Raw genomic sequence first — 22,917 nt, 5'->3', positions numbered from 1 at the left:
GGTGATATGGCAATGACTTACCACCTGGACGTCGTCAGCGCAGAGCAACAAATGTTCTCTGGTCTGGTCGAGAAAATCCAGGTAACGGGTAGTGAAGGTGAACTGGGTATTTTCCCGGGTCACGCACCGCTGCTCACCGCCATTAAGCCTGGTATGATCCGCATCGTTAAACAGTTCGGTCACGAAGAGTTTATCTATCTTTCCGGCGGCATTCTTGAAGTGCAGCCTGGCAGTGTGACCGTTCTGGCCGATACCGCTATCCGTGGACAGGATCTCGACGAAGCGCGAGCCCTGGAATCGAAGCGTAAGGCTGAAGAGCACATTAACAGCTCTCATGGTGACGTGGATTACGCTCAGGCGTCTGCGGAGCTGGCCAAAGCGATCGCGAAACTGCGCGTTATCGAGTTGACCAAAAAAGCGATGTAACACCGGCTTGAAAAGCACAAAAGCCAGTCTGGATACCAGGCTGGCTTTTTTTTTCGGCCTTAATTCATGATGAAAAAGATGTAGAATTTTAAGCATCAAACGTTTTTACTTCACACTCAAACTACCGTCAGGATGCGTATGTCAAACAGTGCGATGAGCGTGGTGATCCTTGCCGCTGGCAAAGGGACCCGCATGTATTCCGATCTGCCTAAGGTGCTCCACACGCTTGCAGGAAAGCCAATGGTGCAGCATGTCATTGATGCAGCGAATGAACTGGGTGCCAGTCAGGTTCACCTGGTCTATGGCCACGGCGGCGATCTGCTTAAAAAGACGCTGAGCGACGACAAGCTCAACTGGGTACTTCAGGCCGAACAGCTGGGCACAGGCCATGCGATGCAGCAGGCAGCCCCGTTCTTTGCGGATGACGAAGACATTTTGATGCTCTACGGCGATGTCCCGCTGATCTCCGTTGAAACTCTCACTCGCCTGCGTGAAGCCAAACCGCAGGGCGGCATCGGTTTATTAACCGTCGTGCTGGACGATCCAACTGGTTATGGCCGTATCACCCGTGAAAACGGCAACGTCACGGGTATTGTTGAGCATAAAGATGCCAGCGACGAACAGCGCCAGATTCAGGAGATCAACACCGGTATCCTGATTGCCAATGGCGGGGATATGAAGCGCTGGCTGTCCAGACTCGACAACAACAACGCGCAGGGTGAATACTACATCACCGACATCATTGCGATGGCGTACCACGAAGGGCGTGAAATTGCCGCCGTTCATCCGGCGCGCATCAGCGAAACGGACGGCGTGAACAACCGCCTGCAGCTTTCCCGTCTTGAGCGTATTTATCAGTCCGAGCAGGCCGAAAAACTGCTGCTGGCGGGCGTGATGCTGCGCGATCCGGCGCGTTTCGATCTGCGTGGCTCATTAACTCACGGGCGTGACGTTGAGATTGATACTAACGTTATCCTCGAAGGTCACGTCACGCTGGGCAATCGCGTCAAAATTGGCGCCGGCTGCGTGATCAAAAACAGCGTCATCGGCGACGACTGCGAAATCAGCCCGTACAGCGTGGTGGAAGATGCCCGTCTGGATGCCGCCTGTACTATCGGCCCGTTTGCGCGTCTGCGCCCGGGCGCTGAACTGCTGGAAGGCGCTCACGTGGGTAACTTCGTGGAAATGAAAAAAGCGCGTCTGGGTAAAGGCTCGAAAGCAGGTCATCTGACCTATCTGGGCGACGCGGAAATTGGCAATAACGTGAATATTGGTGCAGGGACGATTACCTGTAACTATGACGGCGCGAATAAGTTTAAAACGATCATCGGTGATGACGTGTTCGTTGGTTCCGATACGCAGCTGGTGGCGCCTGTTACCGTGGGTAACGGGGTGACTATTGCCGCCGGAACAACCGTAACGCGCGATGTGGCCGAGAACGAGCTGGTATTAAGCCGCGTTCCGCAGGTGCATAAGCAGGGCTGGCAGCGTCCGGTGAAGAAGAAGTAACGGATTTACCCCTCACCCTAACCCTCTCCCCAAAGGGGAGAGGGGATCGTTCGGTGCGGAGTTTTTCTCCCTCGCCCCTTTGGGGAGAGGGCTGGGGTGAGGGGATAACATAATCCTCCCCCCACAGGCAGTACCCATAAAAATAACCCCACTCTCTACAAGGCTCGGGGTGCCCGGAAAGGGCAAATACAGGTCAGCGACAACGCAGGCATAATGCCTAAATTCGGAATCTAAAATTATGTGTGGAATTGTTGGCGCAGTTGCGCAGCGTGATATTGCTGAAATCCTTCTCGAAGGTTTACGTCGTCTGGAATACCGTGGTTACGACTCTGCGGGTCTGGCTGTCGTCGATGCTGAAGGTCATATGACCCGTCTGCGTCGTCTCGGTAAAGTGCAGATGCTGGCCCAGGCTGCGGAAGAACATCCGCTGCACGGTGGTACCGGTATTGCGCACACCCGCTGGGCGACGCACGGTGAACCGTCTGAAGGTAACGCGCACCCGCATGTGTCTGAACACATCGTGGTTGTGCACAACGGCATTATCGAAAACCACGAACCGCTGCGTGAAGCACTGAAAGCGCGCGGCTATACCTTCGTCTCTGAAACTGACACCGAAGTGATTGCTCACCTGGTGCACTGGGAGCTGGAGCAGGGCGGTACACTGCGTGATGCGGTGCTGCGTGCTATTCCTCAGCTGCGCGGTGCGTACGGTACGGTGATCATGGATTCCCGCGATCCGTCCACGCTGCTGGCCGCGCGTTCCGGTAGCCCGATGGTTATCGGTCTGGGCATGGGCGAAAACTTCATCGCCTCTGACCAGCTGGCGCTCCTGCCGGTTACCCGTCGCTTTATCTTCCTGGAAGAGGGGGATATCGCGGAAGTGACTCGCCGCAGCGTGACCGTATTCGATACCAAAGGCGAGCAGGTGAAGCGCCAGGAGATCGAATCTAACCTGCAGTACGACGCTGGCGACAAAGGCGCTTACCGTCACTACATGCAGAAAGAGATTTACGAGCAGCCAAATGCCATCAAAAACACCCTGACCGGGCGCATCAGCCACGGTGAAGTGGATCTGAGCGAGCTGGGTGCAAACGCGAACGAACTGCTCAGCAAGGTTGAGCACATTCAGATCGTGGCCTGCGGCACGTCTTACAACTCCGGTATGGTCTCTCGCTACTGGTTTGAATCCCTGGCGGGCGTGCCGTGCGATGTGGAAATTGCGTCTGAATTCCGCTATCGCAAATCTGCGGTGCGTCGTAACAGCCTGATGATCACCCTTTCCCAGTCTGGCGAAACGGCAGATACCCTGGCCGCGCTGCGTCTCTCTAAAGAGCTGGGCTACCTGGGCTCTCTGGCCATCTGTAACGTCCCGGGCTCTTCTCTGGTGCGTGAATCCGATCTGGCGCTGATGACCAAAGCGGGTACCGAAATCGGCGTCGCCTCCACTAAAGCATTTACCACTCAGCTGACCGTTCTGCTGATGCTGGTGGCTAAGCTGGCGCGTCTGAAAGGCGAAGATGCTTCCGTTGAGCACGACATCGTTCACGGTCTGCAGGCGCTGCCGAGCCGTATTGAGCAGATGCTGTCTCAGGACAAACGCATCGAAGCGCTGGCGGAAGATTTCTCTGACAAGCATCACGCCCTGTTCCTGGGTCGTGGCGATCAGTATCCGATTGCGCTGGAAGGCGCGCTGAAGCTGAAAGAGATCTCCTACATTCACGCTGAAGCCTATGCGGCAGGCGAGCTGAAACACGGCCCGCTGGCGCTGATTGACGCGGATATGCCGGTCATCGTTGTGGCACCAAACAACGAACTGCTGGAAAAACTGAAATCTAACATCGAAGAAGTGCGCGCCCGCGGTGGTGTTCTGTATGTCTTCGCCGATAAAGATGCCGGTTTTGTCAGCAATGACAACATGCACATCATCGAGATGCCGCATGTGGAAGAAGTGATTGCACCTATCTTCTACACCGTTCCGCTGCAGCTGCTGGCCTATCACGTTGCGCTGATCAAAGGCACCGACGTTGACCAGCCGCGTAACCTGGCGAAGTCTGTCACCGTAGAATAATCCCTTCAGGCTCCACCTTCGGGTGGAGCTTTTTTATCCCGCCCGGTTTGTTTTTCATCATTCCTTTCTCGTTTTTAATAATGACAATTTGTCATCTTCAGCTACTTTTTTCAGTGTCACATAAAGAAAATATTTCTGAAAACGTCTTGTCATAAAAGTGGCTAACCAGATGAAAAATAAGCTTTCTTTTGCTGGTTTTTAAGTGAAATTTCCATTGTCATAAAACTGTCATAATTCGTACATTTATCTGTCACCTGTTTGTCCTATTTTGCTCATCGTAGCCACTAAACAACGATTTACGAAAATCTTGCAGGAGACATTATGAAAGTTATGCGTACCACTGTCGCAACTGTTGTCGCCGCGACCTTATCTCTGAGCGCGTTCTCTGTATTTGCAGAAGCAAGCCTGACTGGCGCTGGTGCAACCTTCCCTGCGCCGGTGTATGCCAAATGGGCGGATACCTACCAGAAAGAAACCGGTAACAAGGTTAACTATCAGGGTATCGGCTCCTCCGGTGGCGTGAAACAAATTACCGCGAACACGGTTGATTTCGGCGCATCAGATGCTCCGCTGTCTGATGACAAGCTGGCTCAGGAAGGCCTGTTCCAGTTCCCTACCGTGATCGGTGGCGTGGTTCTGGCCATCAACCTGCCGGGCGTGAAGTCGGGCGAGCTGGTGCTGGACGGCAAAACGCTGGGTGACATCTACCTGGGCAAAATCAAAAAATGGGATGACGAAGCGATCGCTAAACTCAACCCAGGCCTGAAGCTGCCTTCTCAGAACATCGCCGTGGTTCGCCGCGCGGATGGTTCCGGTACCTCTTTCGTGTTCACCAGCTACCTGGCAAAAGTGAACGAAGAGTGGAAATCTAAAGTCGGCTCCGGCTCTACCGTTAACTGGCCAACCGGTCTGGGCGGTAAAGGTAACGACGGTATCGCCGCGTTCGTACAGCGTCTGCCTGGCTCCATCGGCTACGTAGAGTATGCGTACGCGAAGCAGAACAATCTGTCCTACACCAAACTGGTTTCAGCCGACGGCAAACCGGTTAGCCCGACCGAAGAGAACTTTGCTAACGCCGCGAAAGGCGCTGACTGGAGCAAATCCTTCGCGCAGGATCTGACTAACCAGAAAGGCGAAGGTGCATGGCCAATCACCTCTACCACCTTCATCCTGGTGCACAAAGAGCAGAAGAAACCTGAGCAGGGCGCTGAAGTGCTGAAGTTCTTCGACTGGGCATACAAAAACGGCGGCAAGCAGGCTAACGCCCTGGATTACGCCACCCTGCCAGACAACGTGGTTGAACAGATTCGCGCTGCATGGAAAACCAACGTAAAAGACAGCAGCGGTAAAGCGCTGTACTAACAGGATATATTTAACGAAGATGGCGGGTGGCGCTGCGCTTACCCGCCCTACGGTTTAAGCTGTAGGCCCGGTAAGCGTTAGCGCCACCGGGCATATTCGTAAAAACGTCTCAAACAGAAGAGTAATTTATGGCTGCAACCAAGCCTGCATTTAACCCTCCGGGTAAAAAAGGTGACATGATATTCAGCGCGCTGGTAAAACTGGCTGCGCTGATTGTGCTATTGCTGCTGGGCGGCATTATAGTGTCTCTGATTTTCTCCTCATGGCCGAGCATCCAGAAATTCGGTTTCTCCTTCCTGTGGACCAAAGAGTGGGACGCACCGAACGACATCTACGGTGCTCTGGTGCCGATCTACGGCACGCTGGTGACCTCGTTCATCGCCCTGCTGATTGCGGTTCCGGTGAGCTTTGGTATTGCCCTGTTCCTGACGGAGCTGGCGCCGGGCTGGCTGCGACGCCCGCTGGGTATTGCCATCGAACTGCTGGCGGCTATACCGAGTATCGTCTACGGCATGTGGGGCCTGTTCATCTTTGCGCCGCTGTTCGCCACGTACTTCCAGGAACCGGTGGGTAATGTTCTCTCTGCCATTCCGTTTGTGGGGGCCCTGTTCTCTGGCCCGGCTTTCGGTATCGGCATTCTGGCGGCAGGTGTGATCCTCGCCATCATGATTATTCCTTACATTGCGGCGGTTATGCGCGATGTCTTCGAACAAACGCCGGTGATGATGAAAGAGTCGGCCTACGGCATCGGCTGTACCACCTGGGAAGTTATCTGGCGCATTGTCCTTCCGTTCACCAAAAATGGAGTGATCGGGGGCGTGATGCTGGGCCTGGGTCGTGCGCTGGGTGAAACCATGGCGGTCACCTTTATCATCGGTAACACCTACCAGCTCGACAGCGTGTCGCTCTATATGCCGGGCAACAGTATTACCTCTGCGCTGGCGAATGAATTTGCGGAAGCGGAATCTGGGCTGCACGTGGCGGCGCTAATGGAGCTGGGTCTGATTCTGTTCGTTATCACCTTCATTGTTCTGGCGATTTCCAAGCTGATGATTATGCGCCTCGCTAAAAATGAGGGAGCACGCTGATGGCCACTCTCGAAATGCAAGCTACCGCTGAACTGGCGGAATCCCGCCGCAAAATGCAGGCCAGACGCCGCATGAAAAACCGCATTGCCCTGACGCTCTCGATGGCGACGATGGCATTCGGCCTGTTCTGGCTTGTCTGGATCCTCTTCTCGACGGTCGTTCGCGGGATTGACGGAATGTCACTGTCGCTGTTCACCGAAATGACGCCGCCGCCGAATACGGCGGGTGGTGGTCTGGCAAATGCCCTGGCGGGCAGCGGATTGCTGATCCTCTGGGCGACGGTCTTCGGTACGCCGCTGGGCATTATGGCGGGGATCTACCTGGCAGAGTACGGCCGTAAATCCTGGCTGGCGGAAGTTATTCGCTTCATCAACGACATTCTGCTGTCTGCACCTTCTATCGTCGTGGGTCTGTTTGTTTACACCGTTGTGGTGGCGCAGATGGAACACTTCTCCGGCTGGGCGGGCGTCATTGCGCTGGCGCTGCTGCAGGTGCCGATTGTGATTCGTACTACCGAGAACATGCTGAAACTGGTGCCGGACAGCCTGCGTGAAGCGGCTTACGCGCTGGGTACGCCGAAATGGAAGATGATTTCTGCGATTACGCTGAAGGCGTCGGTCTCCGGGATCATGACCGGTATCCTGCTGGCGGTAGCGCGTATCGCTGGCGAAACGGCACCACTGCTGTTTACGTCCCTCTCCAACCAGTTCTGGAGCACGGACATGATGCAGCCGATCGCCAACCTGCCAGTGACGATCTTTAAATTTGCGATGAGCCCATTCGCGGAATGGCAGCAGCTGGCCTGGGCCGGGGTGCTGATCATTACCCTTTGCGTACTGTTGCTGAACATTCTGGCGCGCGTCATTTTCGCGAAGAAGAAACACGGTTAATTTTTTACGGCGCGGCAGCTCGCGGCGCCGAATGAGGAAATGAGTCAATGAGTATGGTTGATACTGCCCCGGGTAAGATTCAGGTTCGTGATTTGAACTTCTACTACGGCAAATTCCATGCCCTGAAGAACATCAACCTGGATATCGCGAAGAACCAGGTCACGGCATTTATCGGTCCGTCCGGCTGTGGAAAATCCACGCTGCTGCGTACCTTTAACAAAATGTATTCGCTCTATCCGGAGCAGCGCGCTGAAGGTGAAATCATCCTCGACGGCGAAAACATTCTGACCCAGGCGCAGGATATCGCCCTGCTGCGCGCCAAAGTGGGGATGGTGTTCCAGAAACCAACGCCGTTCCCGATGTCCATTTACGACAACATCGCCTTTGGCGTTCGCCTGTTTGAAAAGCTCTCCCGTGCCGATATGGACGAGCGCGTGCAGTGGGCTTTGACCAAGGCCGCATTATGGAACGAAACCAAAGATAAGTTGCACCAGAGCGGTTACTCTCTCTCCGGTGGTCAGCAGCAGCGTCTGTGCATTGCGCGCGGTATTGCTATTCGCCCGGAAGTGTTGCTGCTGGATGAGCCGTGTTCAGCGCTGGACCCGATCTCAACCGGCCGTATTGAAGAGCTGATCACCGAGCTGAAGCAGGATTACACCGTGGTTATCGTGACCCATAACATGCAGCAGGCTGCGCGTTGTTCCGATCACACGGCGTTTATGTACCTGGGCGAGTTGATTGAGTTCAGCGATACGGACGCGCTGTTCACCAGGCCCGCGAAGAAACAAACCGAAGATTATATTACTGGCCGCTACGGTTGATTTGCCTTAGTGCATGTGGAGAAACCATGGACAACCTCAATCTTAATAAACACATTTCAGGCCAGTTCAACGCAGAGCTGGAAAGCATTCGCACGCAGGTGATGACCATGGGTGGCATGGTCGAGCAGCAGCTTTCTGATGCGATTACGGCAATGCACAACCAGGACAGCGAGCTGGCGAAGCGCGTCATTGAAGGCGACAAAAACGTCAACATGATGGAAGTCGCTATCGACGAGGCCTGCGTGCGCATCATCGCGAAGCGTCAGCCGACGGCGAGCGACCTGCGTCTGGTGATGGCGATCATCAAAACCATCGCCGAGCTGGAGCGTATTGGTGACGTTGCGGATAAAATCTGCCGCACCGCGCTGGAGAAGTTCTCTCAGCAGCATCAGCCACTGCTGGTCAGCCTGGAGTCCCTGGGCCGCCACACCGTGCAGATGCTGCACGACGTGCTGGATGCCTTTGCGCGTATGGATCTGGACGAAGCGGTGCGTATCTACCGTGAAGACAAGAAGGTCGACCAGGAGTATGAAGGCATCGTGCGTCAGCTGATGACCTACATGATGGAAGATTCACGTACGATCCCAAGCGTACTGACGGCCCTGTTCTGCGCGCGCTCCATCGAGCGTATCGGCGACCGCTGCCAGAACATTTGCGAATACATCTTCTACTTCGTGAAAGGTCAGGACTTCCGTCACGTGGGTGGCGACGAGCTGGATAAGCTGCTGGCGGGTAAAGATCCGAAAGAGTGAAGTTTGTGGCGGGTGGCGCTAGCGCCATCCGGCTTTGTTTTTTCAGCAAGTAATATCCCAACCGCGCGCCTTCCACAATTCAGGCAACTGCGCCAGATCGGTAAAGGTCGTTACTTTTGGATGATCGATCGGCTTGTTGTGCGGATCGGCGCAGAAGTAAAACACCTCCATTCCCGCATCAATCCCCGACTGCGCGCCCGCAGACGAGTCATCCACCAGAATGCAGTTCTCTACGTTAACGTTCATCGCCTTTGCCGCATGGAACATCAGTGCCGGGTCCGGCTTCCAGCGCTGGATATCGTAGCCGCTGAACAGTTTTTTCGGGAAGTGGTGCAGCATCTCAAGCTTGCCCAGCGAGTGCTGCATTTTGCTGACCGGACCGTTGGAGACGACGCAGACTGGCACCGTCATGGCATCCAGCAGCGCGTTTGCGCCCGGAATCACCTCCAGCTCCGAATCGAACAGGCGTGCGACCTCGGCGCGGTACACCGGTTCCAGATCCGCTTTCGCCAGATCCACGCCGTGTTCTTCGTTAATGATGTCGATGATCTCGTAGAGCTTCACGCCCTTAAAGCGTTTAAACACTTCTTCGAGTTCCAGCGTAATGCCAAATTCCTGGAACATAGTGACATACGCGCGGGAACAAATGACCTCACTGTCGACCAGCGTACCGTCGCAGTCGAAAAATACCGCTTCAATTCCGGACATGCCTTTCCCTTTTAACAAGTTTAACGTTTACGTACGGCAGTTCACCGGGACGCAATCGTTGCCGTATAAGCAAATTCAATGAAAAAAGTATCACGTAACCGCCACTATTGTCGCATTTTGGTATAGGATAGCGACGAATTTTCCCTCCTTGTTCGGAAATTGATGATGAGTCAACAACACACTACCCAGACATCTGGTCAGGGTCTGCTTGAGCGCGTGTTTAAACTGCGCGAGCACGGCACAACGGCACGCACCGAAGTGATCGCTGGTTTCACCACCTTCCTGACGATGGTCTATATCGTTTTTGTGAACCCTCAAATTCTGGGCGTCGCTGGCATGGATACCAGCGCCGTCTTCGTGACAACCTGTCTGATCGCGGCCCTTGGCAGCATTCTGATGGGCGTGTTCGCTAACCTGCCGGTTGCGCTGGCACCGGCGATGGGCCTGAATGCGTTCTTCGCGTTCGTGGTGGTTCAGGCTATGGGGCTACCGTGGCAGGTTGGCATGGGCGCCATCTTCTGGGGTGCCGTTGGCCTGCTGCTGCTGACCATTTTCCGCGTGCGTTACTGGATGATTGCGAACATTCCCGTGAGCCTGCGCGTGGGCATCACCAGCGGTATTGGTCTGTTCATCGGTATGATGGGGCTGAAAAACGCCGGCGTTATCGTGGCTAACCCGGATACGCTGGTGAGCATCGGTCACCTGACCTCTCATAACGTGCTGCTGGGCGTGCTGGGCTTCTTTATCATCGCGATCCTGGCTTCTCGCAATATTCACGCGGCGGTGCTGGTATCTATCGTGGTCACCACCCTGCTGGGCTGGATGCTGGGCGACGTTCACTATAACGGTATCGTCTCCGCGCCACCGAGCGTCTCTACCGTGATTGGTCACGTCGATCTGGCGGGTTCCCTGAACCTGGGCCTGGCGGGCGTGATTTTCTCCTTCATGCTGGTCAACCTGTTCGACTCCTCCGGCACGCTGATTGGCGTGACCGACAAAGCGGGTCTGGCGGATGAGAAAGGGAAATTCCCGCGCATGAAGCAGGCGCTGTTTGTGGACAGCGTCTCCTCTGTGACCGGTGCGTTTATCGGAACTTCGTCCGTTACCGCGTACATTGAATCTTCTTCCGGCGTGTCCGTGGGCGGCCGTACAGGCCTGACGGCGGTGGTCGTGGGTATTCTGTTCCTGCTGGTGATCTTCCTCTCTCCGCTGGCGGGTATGGTTCCTCCGTATGCGGCAGCCGGCGCGCTGATCTACGTGGGTGTGCTGATGACCTCCAGCCTGTCACGCGTGAAGTGGGATGATTTAACCGAAGCGGTACCTGCGTTTATTACCGCCGTGATGATGCCGTTCAGCTTCTCGATTACCGAAGGTATCGCGCTGGGCTTTATCTCTTACTGCGTAATGAAGATCGGTACCGGCCGCTTCCGCGACCTCAGCCCATGCGTGATTGTTGTGGCGCTGCTGTTTGTGCTGAAGATTGTGTTTATTGACGCGCACTAAGGTGCGGTTTGTGGTGTCAGGTGGCGCTTCGCTTACCTGACCTACTGACGAGTGTAGGCCCGGTAAGCGCTAGCGCCACCGGGCTTTTTTATCAGGCTTTAACCCGCTTAATATAATCCCCGAACGCCGTCAGCTGGCCAGACAGATGATCGCGCGTGCTCTGATCCACCACTTCACCCGTTTGCGGGTCGACCTTGTTCTGAATCACTCCGCCCATAAATTCCGGCTTATTCATCACCATCGCATCCAGGAAGACCAGGATCTGGCGCAGATGATACTGGCAGCGCGCGCCGCCGATCGCGCCCATGGAGCTGGTCTGGATCAGCACCGGTTTACCTGACAGCGGCTGCTCAGGTAAACGGGACAGCCAGTCGATGGCATTCTTCAGGCCACCGGGTACAGAGTAGTTGTACTCCGGCGTGACGATGACCACGCCGTCGGCCTGGCGGATCTGTTCGGCCAGCGCCTCAACGCTCTGCGGGAACCCTTCTTCCTGCTGTACGTCAGCATCATAAAGTGGAATATCGCCAATAGACGGCAGGGCGCTAATCTCCATACCTGCAGGCGCCAGCTGTGGCAGCGTGCGTGCCACCATCCCGTTAAATGAACCTTTGCGCAGGCTTCCCAGTAACGTAACTACTTTCAACGTATCAGACATGATTACTCCTGTTTCATCATGATGACCCTGATTGGATCAGCTAAGGGTGAATGCTTTTTCTGCCGGTAAACTGGTTAAACGCATCAGGCGTGCGGCGGGCTCGTTGGCGCGCTCGGGCACATCAGGAAGGCTACGCCATCCCTGTTGGCTGTCAAATTCCCAAATTTTCATGCGTTCGATGGCGGGGGTAACTGCAATGGACCAAATGAGCACATCCTCTGCGTCACTGAGCGCCTCTACCAGCGTGGCCTGGGTAGCACGCAGACGTCCGGAGCCTGGAAGCAGCTGCAGCAGGCTGGCGTCGTCTGAGGCGCATCCACAGAGCTTGCGAATGCTCTGGCGCAGGGTAATGAGCTGGGCTCTGGCTTCGACAGGATCGTTCTGGTTGCGTACCCACAGCTTCTCATTGCTGGAGAGCGGATAGTCTTCATGCGCATTAGCGCCATGGAAGCTGCGCGTCGCACGCTGAAGTTCCATATCGAGCCCACAGTCCCCTTCAGTGGTCAGCGCGACGCCAATGATATTGCCCGCGTAGGCAATCGAAAAACGAGGGAGATCCGGGTCGGCAAAGACCGGGCGGCCTTCGGGTTGGGTAATGATGTCCGGCAGCTCGCTGGTGCCGTACAGCATAAACATCAGTTCTGCGAGAAGCGCTCTGGACGCTAAAAACCGCGTTCTGCGGTGTTCCGGAAGAGTGAGTGCTTCACGGTGACAGGCTGATGAAATTCTTGCCGATACGAGACGTCCTTCTGTCAGTATCCCTCTTGCAAAGTGCGTAGCCATTTTTCGCTCCTTGATAATGGTCGTAATCGGTTAAACGGTTACATGATTATCGCTTAACTTGCCTCCTGTTTTAATCAGTAAATGGGAGTAAGAGAAGCCTTAGGACCGAACTTTACATTTTCTTAGGCAAAAATTGGATCGCTCGCACCGTACAGCGCCTTGATGGTCTCCCGCAGCCAGAGGATTTTTGGGTTGTGGCTGTTCCGTTTATGCCAGATCAGCGTGAAGGGCACGGTCAATTTTTCCGCCTGCTCCTCATCAATGGGAATGGGAAGGGCGATCAGCTTCCGCTGGTGGAGTTCATTGTAGTGGTGACAGTAGTGCGGCGCGGTGGCGATATAGTTATGGCCGGGCTGCGCTGCCATAAACATCGCCTGTTCGAAGCCCGGCAGGCTCATGGCGATCGTGCGCTCGCGTCCCATCTCCTTAAGCACCTCATCCAGCGCCCAGGTATCGCTGCGCTCCCAGAAGATGCTGATGTGGGGATAGCGCAGGAAGGTCTCCAGATTCCACTCTTGCTGAAGCGCCGGATGATCTTCGCGCAGATAGACGCAGGGGCGATCGCTGAACAGAATTTCGTAGTCGATAAACCACGGCATCAGCTTAAGCAGCTCGCGGGATCGCGGATGCGTTTCACGCCCGGTGAAGCCCAAATCCACCTCGCCACGCGTAATCGCGTCCAGCGAGTCGTAATCCCACTGGCGCATTTTCACCGTCGCCTGCGGATAGCGCTGGTTCACCTGCTCCAGCAGAGTATTGAAGCGGATCAGCATCAGCGGCGTTTCTGCGGCCAGCACGAACGTCAGCCCGCCCGGAGAATCATGGTGGAATTTATCGAGGATCTGGTTGCCGATTTGCATCCAGTCAGCCAGATCCTGCTCAAGACTTACCGTCAGCGGCGTCGGCAGCAGCCCTAACGGCGTTTTGACAAACAGCGGGTCGTCAAACCAGTCGCGCAGCTTGGCCAGCGATTTACTCACCGCCGACGGCGTCACGTTCATCCGCTTCGCCGCTTTGGTGACGCTGCGCTCCTGCAGCAAAAGCTGCAGGCACAGCAACAGGTTAAGATCGAGATTGCTGATGGGCTTCTTCATAGTGCGCCGCGGGCTGGATGACCATAAGTAAGGTGATGCACAGTATGCTACAGCCAATCAGAACCCCGATCAGCATATTCAGCGCGTTAAGCCCGATGACCGCCGCCAGCCAAATCCACAGAGACGAGCCGCAGACCTGCGCGATCCCCAGCACCGAGCTCGCCACGCCTGCCCGCAGCGAGAAGGGACCAAGCGCCTGGCTCATCGCCACGCCAAATCCAACCGAGAACCCGGCACAAATGAGCGTAATGCCAACCAGCATCACCGCATGTGAGTTTGTGGTCGCCAAAAGCGCGCCTGCGGCGAGGAATAAAACCTGTGAGGTCAGCATCAGCGTGCGCTGGCGGAAGATATTCAGCGCAAACGGGGTGGAGAACGAGACTGCCATACTGACCAGAGCGGTTAGTGCCATCACCGTGGAATACTGACCGCGATCGAAGCCCATGGTCTCCATCAGCAACACCGGGGAAACGTTTACATACGTCAGGATCACCGCCACGCTTAACGTGGTCACGGCCAGACGGCTGAGGAAAAAGCGGTTGAGAAGCTTCTCTGCCGGGTGAATGGTTGCGGTATGGCCGGTATTCTGCGAGCCCGGGTGGGTCTCTTTCAGCACGGCGATCGACAGGATAAACACCAGCGCGCCCATCGCTGCCATGGTCCAGAACAGGCTCTGCCACGGGAATTTCAGCATGATCAGATATCCCACGACCGGGGCCAGCACCGGGATGATGCAGGTAATGCCGTTCAGCATCGACAGCACTTTAGCGCGACGCTGGGCGCTTAAGGTGTCGCGCAAAATCGCAAACGCCACCACGTAGCAGCCGCCCGCTCCAATGCCCTGGATAAAGCGCCCGGTCAGGAACACGGTGCTGTTCTGCGCCTGTGAGCAGAGCAGAGAGGCCAGGGCAAAAATGATGGCTCCGGCGATAGCGACAGGCTGACGGCCTGCCTTATCCGCGATCTTCCCGGCAAAGACCATCGACGACGCCATCCCCGCGAGGTAGGCCGAAAACGCAATATGCAGCTGCGCTTCGCTGGCGCCCAGATCGCGGGCGATATGCGGTAATCCCACCAGATACATATCAATACCGGATGGATAAAGCAGAACTAATGCGAAACTACAAAACAGAAAACGCGCCATAAACCCCCCATAGATGCAGGCATGCAGGATAGGGGGTGAGAAGGGATTAGGCGAGTTGCCATTTGGACAATGGTGATTTCCCTGGAGGAAATCACCATTGATTAGCGGGAATTACTTACCAATACAGAAGCTCGAGAAGATCCGTCCCAGCAGATCGTCCGACGTAAACTCTCCGGTGATTTCGCTCAGATTCTGCTGCGCCAGACGCAGCTCTTCCGCCAGCAGTTCACCCGCCCACGCGCCGATCAGCTGCGCTTTACCCTGAACGAGGTGGTTCGCCGCCTCTTCCAGCGCCTGCAGGTGACGACGACGCGCCAGGAAGCCGCCTTCCATGCTGGTATCAAAGCCCATGCTCTGCTTGAGATGGTTACGCAGGTCGTCCACGCCTTCACCGGTCCGCGCCGACAGGCGAATCAGTGAGTGACCATTCACATCGCTGATACCGAGCGTTTCGCCGGTCACGTCCGCTTTGTTACGCACCACGGTGATCGGCAGTTTAGCCGGCAGACGGGCGATAAAGTCCGGCCAGATCTCCGCCGGGTCAACGGCGTCGGTCGTGGTGCCGTCCACCATAAACAGCACGCGGTCGGCCTGCTCGATCTCCTGCCAGGCGCGTTCGATACCGATGCGCTCAACCTCGTCGCTGGCATCGCGCAGACCGGCGGTATCAATGATGTGCAGCGGCATGCCGTCGATGTGGATGTGCTCGCGAAGCACGTCGCGGGTGGTGCCGGCAATGTCGGTCACGATCGCTGCTTCACGGCCCGCCAGGGCGTTCAGCAGGCTCGATTTTCCGGCGTTAGGACGTCCGGCGATGACCACCTTCATCCCTTCACGCAGCAGGCTGCCCTGACGCGCTTCGGCACGAACGGCGTCGAGATCGCTCATTACCTGGTTAAGCTGGGCTTCGATTTTGCCGTCAGAGAGGAAATCGATCTCCTCGTCCGGGAAGTCGATAGCCGCTTCCACGTAGATGCGCAGGTGAGTAAGTGCTTCCACAAGGTGATTCACACGCGCGGAGAATGCCCCCTGCAGTGAGTTCAGAGCGGAGCGGGCCGCCTGTTCAGAACTGGCGTCGATCAGGTCAGCAATGGCCTCAGCCTGCGCCAGGTCGAGCTTGTCGTTGAGGAAGGCTCGTTCGGAGAACTCGCCCGGCTTCGCAATGCGCAGGCCAGGCAGGGTCAAAATACGTTTTAACAGCAGGTCGAGGATAACCGGCCCGCCGTGGCCCTGAAGCTCCAGCACGTCTTCACCGGTAAAGGAGTTCGGGCCGGGGAACCACAGCGCAATGCCCTGGTCCAGCGGCGTGCCGTCGGTATCTTTAAACGGCAGGTAATCAGCGTAGCGCGGCTTTGGCAGTTTACCCAGTACCGCTTCGGCCACCTCGCGCGCCTTCAGGCCGGAGATACGCAGAATGCCTACACCACCGCGTCCCGGTGGGGTTGCCTGGGCGACGATAGTGTCGTTATGGCTCATGGTTGCTCTCGTTGAATACAAATAAAAAAGGCGGTCAATCGACCGCCCTTATTTTAGCGTTAACTTATCGGATCAGGACTTTTTCTTTTCGCGGCTATGCAGGCCACGCTTTTCCAGACCACGATAAATCAGCTGCTGCTGGATGATGGTCACCAGGTTGCTGACGATATAGTACAGCACCAGACCTGACGGGAACCACAGGAAGAACACTGTGAAGATGACCGGCATAAAGGTCATGATCTTCTGCTGCATCGGGTCGGTCACGGTGGTCGGCGACATCTTCTGGATGAAGAACATCGTCACGCCCATCAGGATCGGCAGGATGTAGTACGGGTCCTGTGCAGACAGGTCATGGATCCACAGTGCGAACGGCGCATGGCGCAGCTCAACGGAACCCATCAGCATATAGTACAGCGCAAGGAAGATTGGCATCTGAATCAGCAGCGGGAAGCAACCACCCAGCGGGTTCACTTTCTCTGCTTTGTACAGGGCCATCATTTCCTGACTCTGACGCTGTTTGTCATCGCCCAGACGCTCACGCATTGCCTGAATCTTCGGCTGCAGCATGCGCATCTTCGCCATGGAGGTGTACTGCGCTTTGGTCAGCGGGTACATGATGCCACGAACGATGAAGGTGATAACGATGATGGAGAAGCCCCAGTTACCCAGGAAGCTGTGGATGAACTTCAGCAGCTTAAACAGCGGCTGAGAGATGAACCACAACCAACCGTAATCCACGGTCAGATCCAGGTGCGGCGCAACAGCAGCCATTTTGTCCTGAATTTCCGGGCCCACCCACAGGGTGCTTGCCAGCTTACCGGTTTGACCCGGCTGAACCAGAACCGGCTGAGATTTGTAGCCGATGGCTGCAAGACCGTTACCCAGGTTCGCGGTATAGAAGTTATTCGTACCGTCGTTGTTTGGGATCCAGGCCGTTGCGAAATACTGTTGCAGCATCGCAACCCAACCACCTTTAGAACTAACGTTCAGGTTTTCGTTATCGGCAATGGTGTCGAATTTGTATTTCTCATACTTCGCGTCTGGCGTGGAGTACGCCGCGCCACGGAAGGTATGCAGCGCAAAGTTGCTGCTTCCGGTGTCACGGTGAGACGGCAGATTGATGGACTGCTTCAGCTGGCCAAAGGTCGACAGCTCCAGCGGTTTCGCACTGGCGTTCTGTACGCTGTAGCCCACGTTCACCGCATATTCACCGCGTTTCAGGGTGAAGGTTTTGGTGAAGGTGTTGCCTGCGGCGTCGGTGTACGTCATCGGGATTGCGAGTTCGTTCTGACCATCAGCCAGCACAAAGGTGTCGCTCTCGACGGTATACAGTGGACGCGCACCGTTAGCCGGGTTATCCGGGCCGTCACGACCGGTCAGGCCGCTCTGCGCCTGGTAGATAAACTCAGGCGTGGTTTCCAGTAACTGGAACGGTTCGTTAGACTTCAGCTCTTTCGGGTAGGTCAACAGCAGCGCCTGCTCAACATCACCACCACGGGTGTTGATTGTCAGCTCAAGCACATCGGTCTTAACCGTAATCTGTTTCCCCTGGCCACTGGCCGGTACGCCCTGGTCGGCGGCGCTACCCGCTGCGGTGGTCGTAGTCTGCGTGGTCTGCTGCTGGGGTTGAGGATTTTTATCCTGCTCCCATGCCTGCCAGATCATGAAAGACACGAACAACAAAGCGATGATAAGAAGATTGCGTTGCGAATCCATCGTTAGTGTTCTCTGGTATCAAAGGGTCCTGGGGGGACGGGGTCGTCTCCACCGGGGTGTAAAGGGTGGCATTTTAATACGCGTTTCACCGTCAACCAACTGCCTTTTATCACTCCAAACCTGCGCAATGCCTCAATTCCGTAGCTTGAGCATGTTGGTGTGAAACGGCAGTGCGGCCCGAGTAGCGGACTAATCAGGCGTTGATAGACCCGAATGAGGGCTATCAGGACCCGTGAGCCAGGCGACAGTGGCGGCGCCATAATTTTTCCAACGCTTCCGAGAGAGCACGGTTATCGAGGTCGGCAACCCCTTTTTTAGCCACCACCACGAAATCCATTGAAGGCAGTTCGTGCTGACGTAAACGGAAGCTTTCACGCGTCAGACGTTTAATCCGATTGCGTTCATGCGCACGCTTAACATTTTTCTTGGCGACTGTGAGACCGATGCGGGGATGCCCCAGCGAATTTTGGCGGCCGAGGATGGTGATTTGCGGCGTGCCAGCCCGTAGTGGCTGCTGGAAGACGAAAGTGAAATGAGCGGGAGTTAACAAACGTAACTCCCTGGGAAATGCTAGCTTAACCACTCAGGGGTTAGCTTTATTACTTGGAAACGGTCAGACGAGCGCGGCCTTTAGCACGACGACGTGCCAGAACCTGACGACCATTTTTAGTAGCCATACGAGCACGGAAGCCGTGAGAACGGTTGCGCTTCAGTACAGACGGTTGAAAAGTGCGTTTCATGGCGATTTCTACCTAAACTTGAATAAATTCACTGACTTTTGCGTATACCCGAACGAGTTTCGAACGACTAACGCCTCAGCGTGGGTGATTAAAGAGGCCGGATTGTAATAATTGTACACTCCGGAGTCAATTCTCTTTCCTTATTTCCCGCGTATTTCCGCACGTTTTCGCGTGGAAAATGAGCAACGGACGACGCAGGAAGATGAGCATCACGCGCCGGGTCGAGGATTATACGGGCTCGACGATAAAGCGCAAGGATCGTCCCGGATCTTCGTTAGATCATTTAAGCAATAAATTGTCTGTGCTCATTAATTTTTCCAATATGCGGACTAAATCGTGGGGTACTGGCGCCAGGATCGTTTACACTTATCCGGTTCCGGATCTTCCTGTGGATAAATCGGGAAGAATCTGTGAGAAACAGAAGATCTCTGGCTCAGTTTAGGCTATGATCCGCGGTCCCGATCGGGATCCGAGGATCCTGGTCAGGATAAATTGCAGATAGCAATTCGCACGTCCCCCTTTACACAGGGTCATGCCGATGTGCGCCAACAATCATGAATATTCAATAGTTTTCTTTTATTGTTCGAGTGGAGTCCGCCGTGTCACTTTCGCTTTGGCAGCAGTGTCTTGCCCGATTGCAGGATGAGTTACCAGCCACAGAATTCAGTATGTGGATCCGCCCGTTGCAGGCGGAACTGAGCGATAACACGCTGGCTTTGTACGCGCCAAACCGTTTTGTGCTCGATTGGGTAAGGGACAAGTACCTTAATAACATCAATGGACTGCTGAACGATTTCTGCGGGTCAGATGTCCCACAGCTGCGCTTTGAAGTGGGCACAAAGCCGGTCACCCAAACCGTTCGTGAAACCGTGAACGTAGCTGCGCCTGCTCAGGCCGCTCCTGCTCCCGCCCCTCGCGTAGCACCCCCTCGTCAGGGCTGGGATAATGTTCCCGCACCGGCTGAGCCAACCTACCGCTCTAACGTTAACGTGAAACACACGTTCGATAACTTCGTTGAAGGTAAGTCGAACCAGCTGGCGCGCGCGGCAGCTCGTCAGGTTGCTGATAACCCTGGTGGGGCCTACAACCCGCTGTTCCTTTATGGCGGCACGGGTCTGGGTAAAACGCACCTGCTGCATGCGGTGGGCAACGGCATCATGGCGCGCAAGCCCAATGCCAAAGTGGTGTATATGCACTCCGAGCGCTTCGTTCAGGACATGGTAAAAGCCCTGCAAAACAATGCGATCGAAGAGTTTAAACGCTACTATCGTTCCGTTGACGCGCTGCTGATCGATGACATCCAGTTCTTTGCGAATAAAGAACGATCGCAGGAAGAATTTTTCCACACCTTCAATGCCCTGCTGGAAGGTAATCAGCAGATCATTTTGACCTCGGATCGTTATCCAAAAGAGATCAACGGCGTTGAAGATCGTCTGAAATCCCGCTTCGGCTGGGGCCTGACCGTGGCGATCGAGCCGCCGGAGCTGGAAACCCGCGTCGCGATCCTGATGAAGAAAGCCGATGAAAACGACATCCGCCTGCCGGGTGAAGTGGCGTTCTTTATTGCCAAGCGTCTGCGCTCCAACGTGCGTGAGCTGGAGGGGGCACTGAACCGCGTTATCGCCAATGCCAACTTCACCGGTCGTGCGATCACCATCGATTTTGTGCGTGAAGCGCTGCGAGATTTGCTGGCATTGCAGGAAAAACTGGTCACTATCGACAATATTCAAAAGACGGTGGCTGAGTACTACAAGATCAAAGTGGCAGATTTACTGTCTAAACGTCGTTCCCGCTCGGTGGCGCGTCCGCGTCAGATGGCGATGGCGCTGGCAAAGGAGTTAACCAACCACAGTCTGCCGGAAATCGGGGATGCGTTTGGTGGCCGTGACCATACGACCGTGCTGCACGCTTGTCGCAAGATTGAGCAGTTACGCGAAGAAAGCCACGACATAAAAGAAGATTTTTCCAATCTAATCAGAACATTATCATCGTGACGCTATGAAATTTACCGTTGAACGTGAACATTTATTAAAACCGCTGCAACAGGTGAGTGGCCCATTAGGTGGCCGCCCAACGCTGCCTATTCTCGGAAACCTGCTGCTTCAGGTCGCGGACGGTACGCTGTCGCTGACCGGTACAGATCTGGAAATGGAAATGATCGCGCGCGTTACGCTGACGCAGCCGCACGACGCGGGCGCGACCACGGTTCCGGCACGTAAATTCTTTGATATCTGCCGCGGGCTGCCGGAAGGCGCTGAAATCGCCGTGCAGCTGGAAGGCGACCGTATGCTGGTACGCTCCGGGCGCAGCCGTTTCTCCCTCTCTACGCTGCCTGCTGCGGACTTCCCGAACCTGGACGACTGGCAGAGCGAAGTTGAATTTACCCTGCCGCAGGCGACGATGAAGCGTCTGATTGAAGCCACGCAGTTCTCCATGGCGCATCAGGACGTTCGTTACTACTTAAACGGCATGTTGTTCGAAACCGAAGGTGAAGAGCTGCGTACCGTGGCGACCGACGGCCACCGTCTGGCGGTCTGTTCCATGCCGATTGGCGACTCACTGCCAAACCATTCGGTGATCGTGCCGCGTAAAGGGGTGATTGAGCTGATGCGTATGCTCGACGGTGGCGACACGCCGCTGCGCGTGCAAATCGGCAGCAATAACATTCGCGCGCATGTGGGCGATTTTGTCTTCACATCGAAGCTGGTTGACGGCCGTTTCCCGGATTATCGCCGCGTATTGCCGAAGAACCCGGACAAAACGCTGGAAGCAGGCTGCGATAGCCTCAAGCAGGCCTTTGCCCGTGCGGCCATTCTCTCTAACGAGAAATTCCGCGGCGTGCGTCTGTACGTGAGTGAAAACCAGATCAAAATCACCGCCAATAACCCGGAGCAGGAAGAGGCAGAAGAAATTCTGGACGTCACCTACGCCGGCGCTGAGATGGAAATCGGCTTTAACGTCAGCTACGTGCTGGATGTGCTGAACGCGCTGAAATGCGAAAACGTGCGCATCCTGCTGACCGACTCCGTTTCGAGCGTACAGATTGAAGATGCCGCATCACAGTCGGCTGCCTATGTTGTCATGCCAATGAGACTGTAATGTCGCTCACCCGTCTGTTGATCCGCGACTTTCGCAATATCGAAAGCGCGGATCTCGCTTTATCCCCTGGCTTTAACTTCCTGGTTGGCGCGAACGGCAGCGGCAAAACCAGCGTGCTGGAAGCCATCTATACGCTCGGCCACGGCCGGGCGTTTCGCAGTTTGCAGATTGGTCGCGTCATCCGCCACGAGCAGGAAGCTTTTGTTCTGCACGGGCGTTTGCAGGGCGAGGAGCGTGAGACCGCCATCGGCCTGACCAAAGACAAACAGGGCGACAGCAAGGTGCGCATCGACGGCACCGACGGCCACAAGGTGGCGGAGCTGGCGCTGCTGATGCCGATGCAACTGATAACGCCGGAGGGGTTTACTTTACTCAACGGCGGCCCCAAATACAGAAGAGCGTTCCTCGACTGGGGATGCTTTCACAACGAAGCAGGATTCTTTAACGCCTGGAGCAACCTGAAGCGTCTGCTCAAGCAGCGTAACGCTGCGCTGCGCCAGGTGACGCGCTACGCCCAGCTGCGTCCGTGGGATATGGAGTTAATCCCTCTTGCGGAACAGATCAGCCGCTGGCGTGCCGAATACAGCGCAGGTATCGCCGAAGACATGGCCGACACCTGCAAACAGTTTTTACCCGAATTCTCTCTCACCTTCTCCTTCCAGCGCGGCTGGGAGAAAGAGACGGACTATGCCGAGGTGTTAGAGAGAAGCTTCGAGCGCGACCGCATGTTGACCTACACCGCGCACGGCCCGCACAAGGCGGATTTCCGCATTCGTGCTGACGGGGCGCCGGTGGAAGACACGCTCTCGCGCGGGCAGCTCAAGCTCCTGATGTGTGCGCTGCGCCTGGCACAGGGAGAGTTTCTCACCCGCGAGAGCGGGCGACGCTGCCTGTACCTGATAGATGATTTTGCCTCGGAACTTGACGACGCGCGGCGCGGGCTGCTTGCCAGCCGCTTAAAAGCCACGCAGTCGCAGGTTTTCGTCAGCGCGATAAGCGCTGAACACGTTATAGACATGTCGGACGAAAATTCGAAGATGTTTACCGTGGAAAAGGGTAAAATAACGGATTAACCCAAGT

At 55.7% G+C, this 22,917-nt stretch carries 22 protein-coding genes; 12 read left to right on the top strand and 10 right to left on the bottom strand.

Going from position 1 to position 22,917, the window contains the following annotated elements:
* Positions 1-6 precede the first annotated feature (6 nt).
* The 8 genes from RVY89_RS19315 to phoU all read left to right on the top strand — a co-directional run bounded on the left by RVY89_RS19315 (position 7) and on the right by phoU (position 8,916).
* Positions 7-426, top strand: a complete 420-nt coding sequence (locus RVY89_RS19315; protein ID WP_003862360.1) for a F0F1 ATP synthase subunit epsilon — start codon at positions 7-9, stop codon at positions 424-426.
* Between the two features lie 138 nt (positions 427-564).
* The gene (gene glmU / locus RVY89_RS19310) at positions 565-1,935 is read left to right on the top strand and encodes a bifunctional UDP-N-acetylglucosamine diphosphorylase/glucosamine-1-phosphate N-acetyltransferase GlmU (protein WP_484826186.1); all 1,371 of its coding nucleotides are present in this window, start codon (positions 565-567) and stop codon (positions 1,933-1,935) included.
* A gap of 238 nt (positions 1,936-2,173) precedes the next feature.
* Positions 2,174-4,003 (top strand): glutamine--fructose-6-phosphate transaminase (isomerizing), encoded by a 1,830-nt coding sequence (gene glmS / locus RVY89_RS19305; RefSeq protein ID WP_371899823.1) that lies wholly within the window; start codon positions 2,174-2,176, stop codon positions 4,001-4,003.
* 321 nt (positions 4,004-4,324) lie between these two features.
* On the top strand, positions 4,325-5,365 hold the full coding sequence (gene pstS / locus RVY89_RS19300) for a phosphate ABC transporter substrate-binding protein PstS (RefSeq protein ID WP_008500186.1): 1,041 nt from the start codon (positions 4,325-4,327) through the stop codon (positions 5,363-5,365).
* A 128-nt stretch (positions 5,366-5,493) separates the two neighbouring features.
* Positions 5,494-6,453, top strand: a complete 960-nt coding sequence (gene pstC / locus RVY89_RS19295) for a phosphate ABC transporter permease PstC (protein ID WP_023333924.1) — start codon at positions 5,494-5,496, stop codon at positions 6,451-6,453.
* Positions 6,453-7,343 (top strand): phosphate ABC transporter permease PstA, encoded by an 891-nt coding sequence (pstA, locus tag RVY89_RS19290; RefSeq protein ID WP_024907882.1) that lies wholly within the window; start codon positions 6,453-6,455, stop codon positions 7,341-7,343. Before pstC ends, pstA begins: the two co-directional genes overlap by 1 nt.
* A gap of 47 nt (positions 7,344-7,390) precedes the next feature.
* Positions 7,391-8,164 (top strand): phosphate ABC transporter ATP-binding protein PstB, encoded by a 774-nt coding sequence (gene pstB, locus RVY89_RS19285; protein WP_010426574.1) that lies wholly within the window; start codon positions 7,391-7,393, stop codon positions 8,162-8,164.
* Positions 8,165-8,190: 26 nt separating this feature from the next.
* The gene (phoU, locus tag RVY89_RS19280) at positions 8,191-8,916 is read left to right on the top strand and encodes a phosphate signaling complex protein PhoU (RefSeq protein WP_008500182.1); all 726 of its coding nucleotides are present in this window, start codon (positions 8,191-8,193) and stop codon (positions 8,914-8,916) included.
* A 42-nt stretch (positions 8,917-8,958) separates the two neighbouring features.
* On the opposite strand, the gene yieH is transcribed toward phoU, so the two are convergent.
* The gene (yieH, locus tag RVY89_RS19275) at positions 8,959-9,624 is read right to left on the bottom strand and encodes a 6-phosphogluconate phosphatase (protein ID WP_484826185.1); all 666 of its coding nucleotides are present in this window, start codon (positions 9,622-9,624) and stop codon (positions 8,959-8,961) included.
* A 165-nt stretch (positions 9,625-9,789) separates the two neighbouring features.
* On the opposite strand from yieH, the gene adeP reads away from it, so the two are divergent.
* Complete coding sequence (adeP, locus tag RVY89_RS19270; protein WP_147429993.1) at positions 9,790-11,127, top strand: adenine permease AdeP; 1,338 nt, start codon at positions 9,790-9,792, stop codon at positions 11,125-11,127.
* A 91-nt stretch (positions 11,128-11,218) separates the two neighbouring features.
* Here adeP and RVY89_RS19265 read toward each other — a convergent pair whose 3' ends face one another.
* From RVY89_RS19265 to rpmH, 9 genes are all read right to left on the bottom strand, one after another.
* Entirely contained in the window at positions 11,219-11,785 is a 567-nt protein-coding gene (locus RVY89_RS19265; protein ID WP_014833835.1) for an NADPH-dependent FMN reductase, read from the bottom strand.
* 36 nt (positions 11,786-11,821) lie between these two features.
* Positions 11,822-12,568, bottom strand: coding sequence for a 4'-phosphopantetheinyl transferase family protein (locus RVY89_RS19260; RefSeq protein WP_484826184.1), 747 nt, complete (start codon positions 12,566-12,568; stop codon positions 11,822-11,824).
* A 122-nt stretch (positions 12,569-12,690) separates the two neighbouring features.
* Positions 12,691-13,662, bottom strand: coding sequence for an HTH-type transcriptional regulator YidZ (gene yidZ / locus RVY89_RS19255; RefSeq protein WP_484826183.1), 972 nt, complete (start codon positions 13,660-13,662; stop codon positions 12,691-12,693).
* The gene (locus RVY89_RS19250; protein WP_484826182.1) at positions 13,631-14,806 is read right to left on the bottom strand and encodes an MdtL family multidrug efflux MFS transporter; all 1,176 of its coding nucleotides are present in this window, start codon (positions 14,804-14,806) and stop codon (positions 13,631-13,633) included. The genes yidZ and RVY89_RS19250 overlap by 32 nt, the downstream gene beginning before the upstream one ends.
* A 111-nt stretch (positions 14,807-14,917) precedes the next feature.
* Complete coding sequence (mnmE, locus tag RVY89_RS19245; RefSeq protein WP_032644252.1) at positions 14,918-16,282, bottom strand: tRNA uridine-5-carboxymethylaminomethyl(34) synthesis GTPase MnmE; 1,365 nt, start codon at positions 16,280-16,282, stop codon at positions 14,918-14,920.
* A gap of 72 nt (positions 16,283-16,354) precedes the next feature.
* Positions 16,355-17,998 (bottom strand): membrane protein insertase YidC, encoded by a 1,644-nt coding sequence (gene yidC / locus RVY89_RS19240; RefSeq protein WP_371899817.1) that lies wholly within the window; start codon positions 17,996-17,998, stop codon positions 16,355-16,357.
* Between the two features lie 2 nt (positions 17,999-18,000).
* Positions 18,001-18,258: a membrane protein insertion efficiency factor YidD gene (gene yidD / locus RVY89_RS19235; protein ID WP_001307474.1), complete on the bottom strand. Its 258-nt coding sequence runs from the start codon at positions 18,256-18,258 to the stop codon at positions 18,001-18,003.
* Positions 18,222-18,581 (bottom strand): ribonuclease P protein component, encoded by a 360-nt coding sequence (gene rnpA / locus RVY89_RS19230; protein WP_032640303.1) that lies wholly within the window; start codon positions 18,579-18,581, stop codon positions 18,222-18,224. The genes yidD and rnpA overlap by 37 nt, the downstream gene beginning before the upstream one ends.
* A gap of 16 nt (positions 18,582-18,597) precedes the next feature.
* Positions 18,598-18,738 (bottom strand): 50S ribosomal protein L34, encoded by a 141-nt coding sequence (gene rpmH / locus RVY89_RS19225; RefSeq protein WP_000831330.1) that lies wholly within the window; start codon positions 18,736-18,738, stop codon positions 18,598-18,600.
* A 599-nt stretch (positions 18,739-19,337) separates the two neighbouring features.
* Between rpmH and dnaA the strand changes: the two genes are divergently transcribed.
* The 3 genes from dnaA to recF are packed head-to-tail and all read left to right on the top strand — an operon-like array spanning position 19,338 to position 22,910.
* Positions 19,338-20,732, top strand: a complete 1,395-nt coding sequence (gene dnaA / locus RVY89_RS19220; RefSeq protein ID WP_484826181.1) for a chromosomal replication initiator protein DnaA — start codon at positions 19,338-19,340, stop codon at positions 20,730-20,732.
* Between the two features lie 4 nt (positions 20,733-20,736).
* Positions 20,737-21,837: a DNA polymerase III subunit beta gene (gene dnaN / locus RVY89_RS19215; RefSeq protein WP_008500170.1), complete on the top strand. Its 1,101-nt coding sequence runs from the start codon at positions 20,737-20,739 to the stop codon at positions 21,835-21,837.
* Entirely contained in the window at positions 21,837-22,910 is a 1,074-nt protein-coding gene (recF, locus tag RVY89_RS19210) for a DNA replication/repair protein RecF (protein WP_484826180.1), read from the top strand. The genes dnaN and recF overlap by 1 nt, the downstream gene beginning before the upstream one ends.
* Positions 22,911-22,917 lie beyond the last annotated feature (7 nt).

The organism is Enterobacter sp. 3U4, from assembly GCF_057224565.1.
Note: the sequence above shows the minus strand (reverse complement) of the source record. Positions and strands in the feature narration are given on the sequence as shown.

Excerpts from the sequence above, each read along its gene's own strand:
- RVY89_RS19315 (WP_003862360.1), top strand. The coding sequence starts at position 7 with ATGGCAATGACTTACCACCTGGACGTCGTCAGCGCAGAGCAACAAATG.
- glmU (WP_484826186.1), top strand. The coding sequence starts at position 565 with ATGTCAAACAGTGCGATGAGCGTGGTGATCCTTGCCGCTGGCAAAGGG.
- glmS (WP_371899823.1), top strand. The coding sequence starts at position 2,174 with ATGTGTGGAATTGTTGGCGCAGTTGCGCAGCGTGATATTGCTGAAATC.
- pstS (WP_008500186.1), top strand. The coding sequence starts at position 4,325 with ATGAAAGTTATGCGTACCACTGTCGCAACTGTTGTCGCCGCGACCTTA.
- pstC (WP_023333924.1), top strand. The coding sequence starts at position 5,494 with ATGGCTGCAACCAAGCCTGCATTTAACCCTCCGGGTAAAAAAGGTGAC.
- pstA (WP_024907882.1), top strand. The coding sequence starts at position 6,453 with ATGGCCACTCTCGAAATGCAAGCTACCGCTGAACTGGCGGAATCCCGC.
- pstB (WP_010426574.1), top strand. The coding sequence starts at position 7,391 with ATGAGTATGGTTGATACTGCCCCGGGTAAGATTCAGGTTCGTGATTTG.
- phoU (WP_008500182.1), top strand. The coding sequence starts at position 8,191 with ATGGACAACCTCAATCTTAATAAACACATTTCAGGCCAGTTCAACGCA.
- yieH (WP_484826185.1), bottom strand. The coding sequence starts at position 9,624 with ATGTCCGGAATTGAAGCGGTATTTTTCGACTGCGACGGTACGCTGGTC.
- adeP (WP_147429993.1), top strand. The coding sequence starts at position 9,790 with ATGAGTCAACAACACACTACCCAGACATCTGGTCAGGGTCTGCTTGAG.
- RVY89_RS19265 (WP_014833835.1), bottom strand. The coding sequence starts at position 11,785 with ATGTCTGATACGTTGAAAGTAGTTACGTTACTGGGAAGCCTGCGCAAA.
- RVY89_RS19260 (WP_484826184.1), bottom strand. The coding sequence starts at position 12,568 with ATGGCTACGCACTTTGCAAGAGGGATACTGACAGAAGGACGTCTCGTA.
- yidZ (WP_484826183.1), bottom strand. The coding sequence starts at position 13,662 with ATGAAGAAGCCCATCAGCAATCTCGATCTTAACCTGTTGCTGTGCCTG.
- RVY89_RS19250 (WP_484826182.1), bottom strand. The coding sequence starts at position 14,806 with ATGGCGCGTTTTCTGTTTTGTAGTTTCGCATTAGTTCTGCTTTATCCA.
- mnmE (WP_032644252.1), bottom strand. The coding sequence starts at position 16,282 with ATGAGCCATAACGACACTATCGTCGCCCAGGCAACCCCACCGGGACGC.
- yidC (WP_371899817.1), bottom strand. The coding sequence starts at position 17,998 with ATGGATTCGCAACGCAATCTTCTTATCATCGCTTTGTTGTTCGTGTCT.
- yidD (WP_001307474.1), bottom strand. The coding sequence starts at position 18,258 with ATGGCGCCGCCACTGTCGCCTGGCTCACGGGTCCTGATAGCCCTCATT.
- rpmH (WP_000831330.1), bottom strand. The coding sequence starts at position 18,738 with ATGAAACGCACTTTTCAACCGTCTGTACTGAAGCGCAACCGTTCTCAC.
- dnaN (WP_008500170.1), top strand. The coding sequence starts at position 20,737 with ATGAAATTTACCGTTGAACGTGAACATTTATTAAAACCGCTGCAACAG.
- recF (WP_484826180.1), top strand. The coding sequence starts at position 21,837 with ATGTCGCTCACCCGTCTGTTGATCCGCGACTTTCGCAATATCGAAAGC.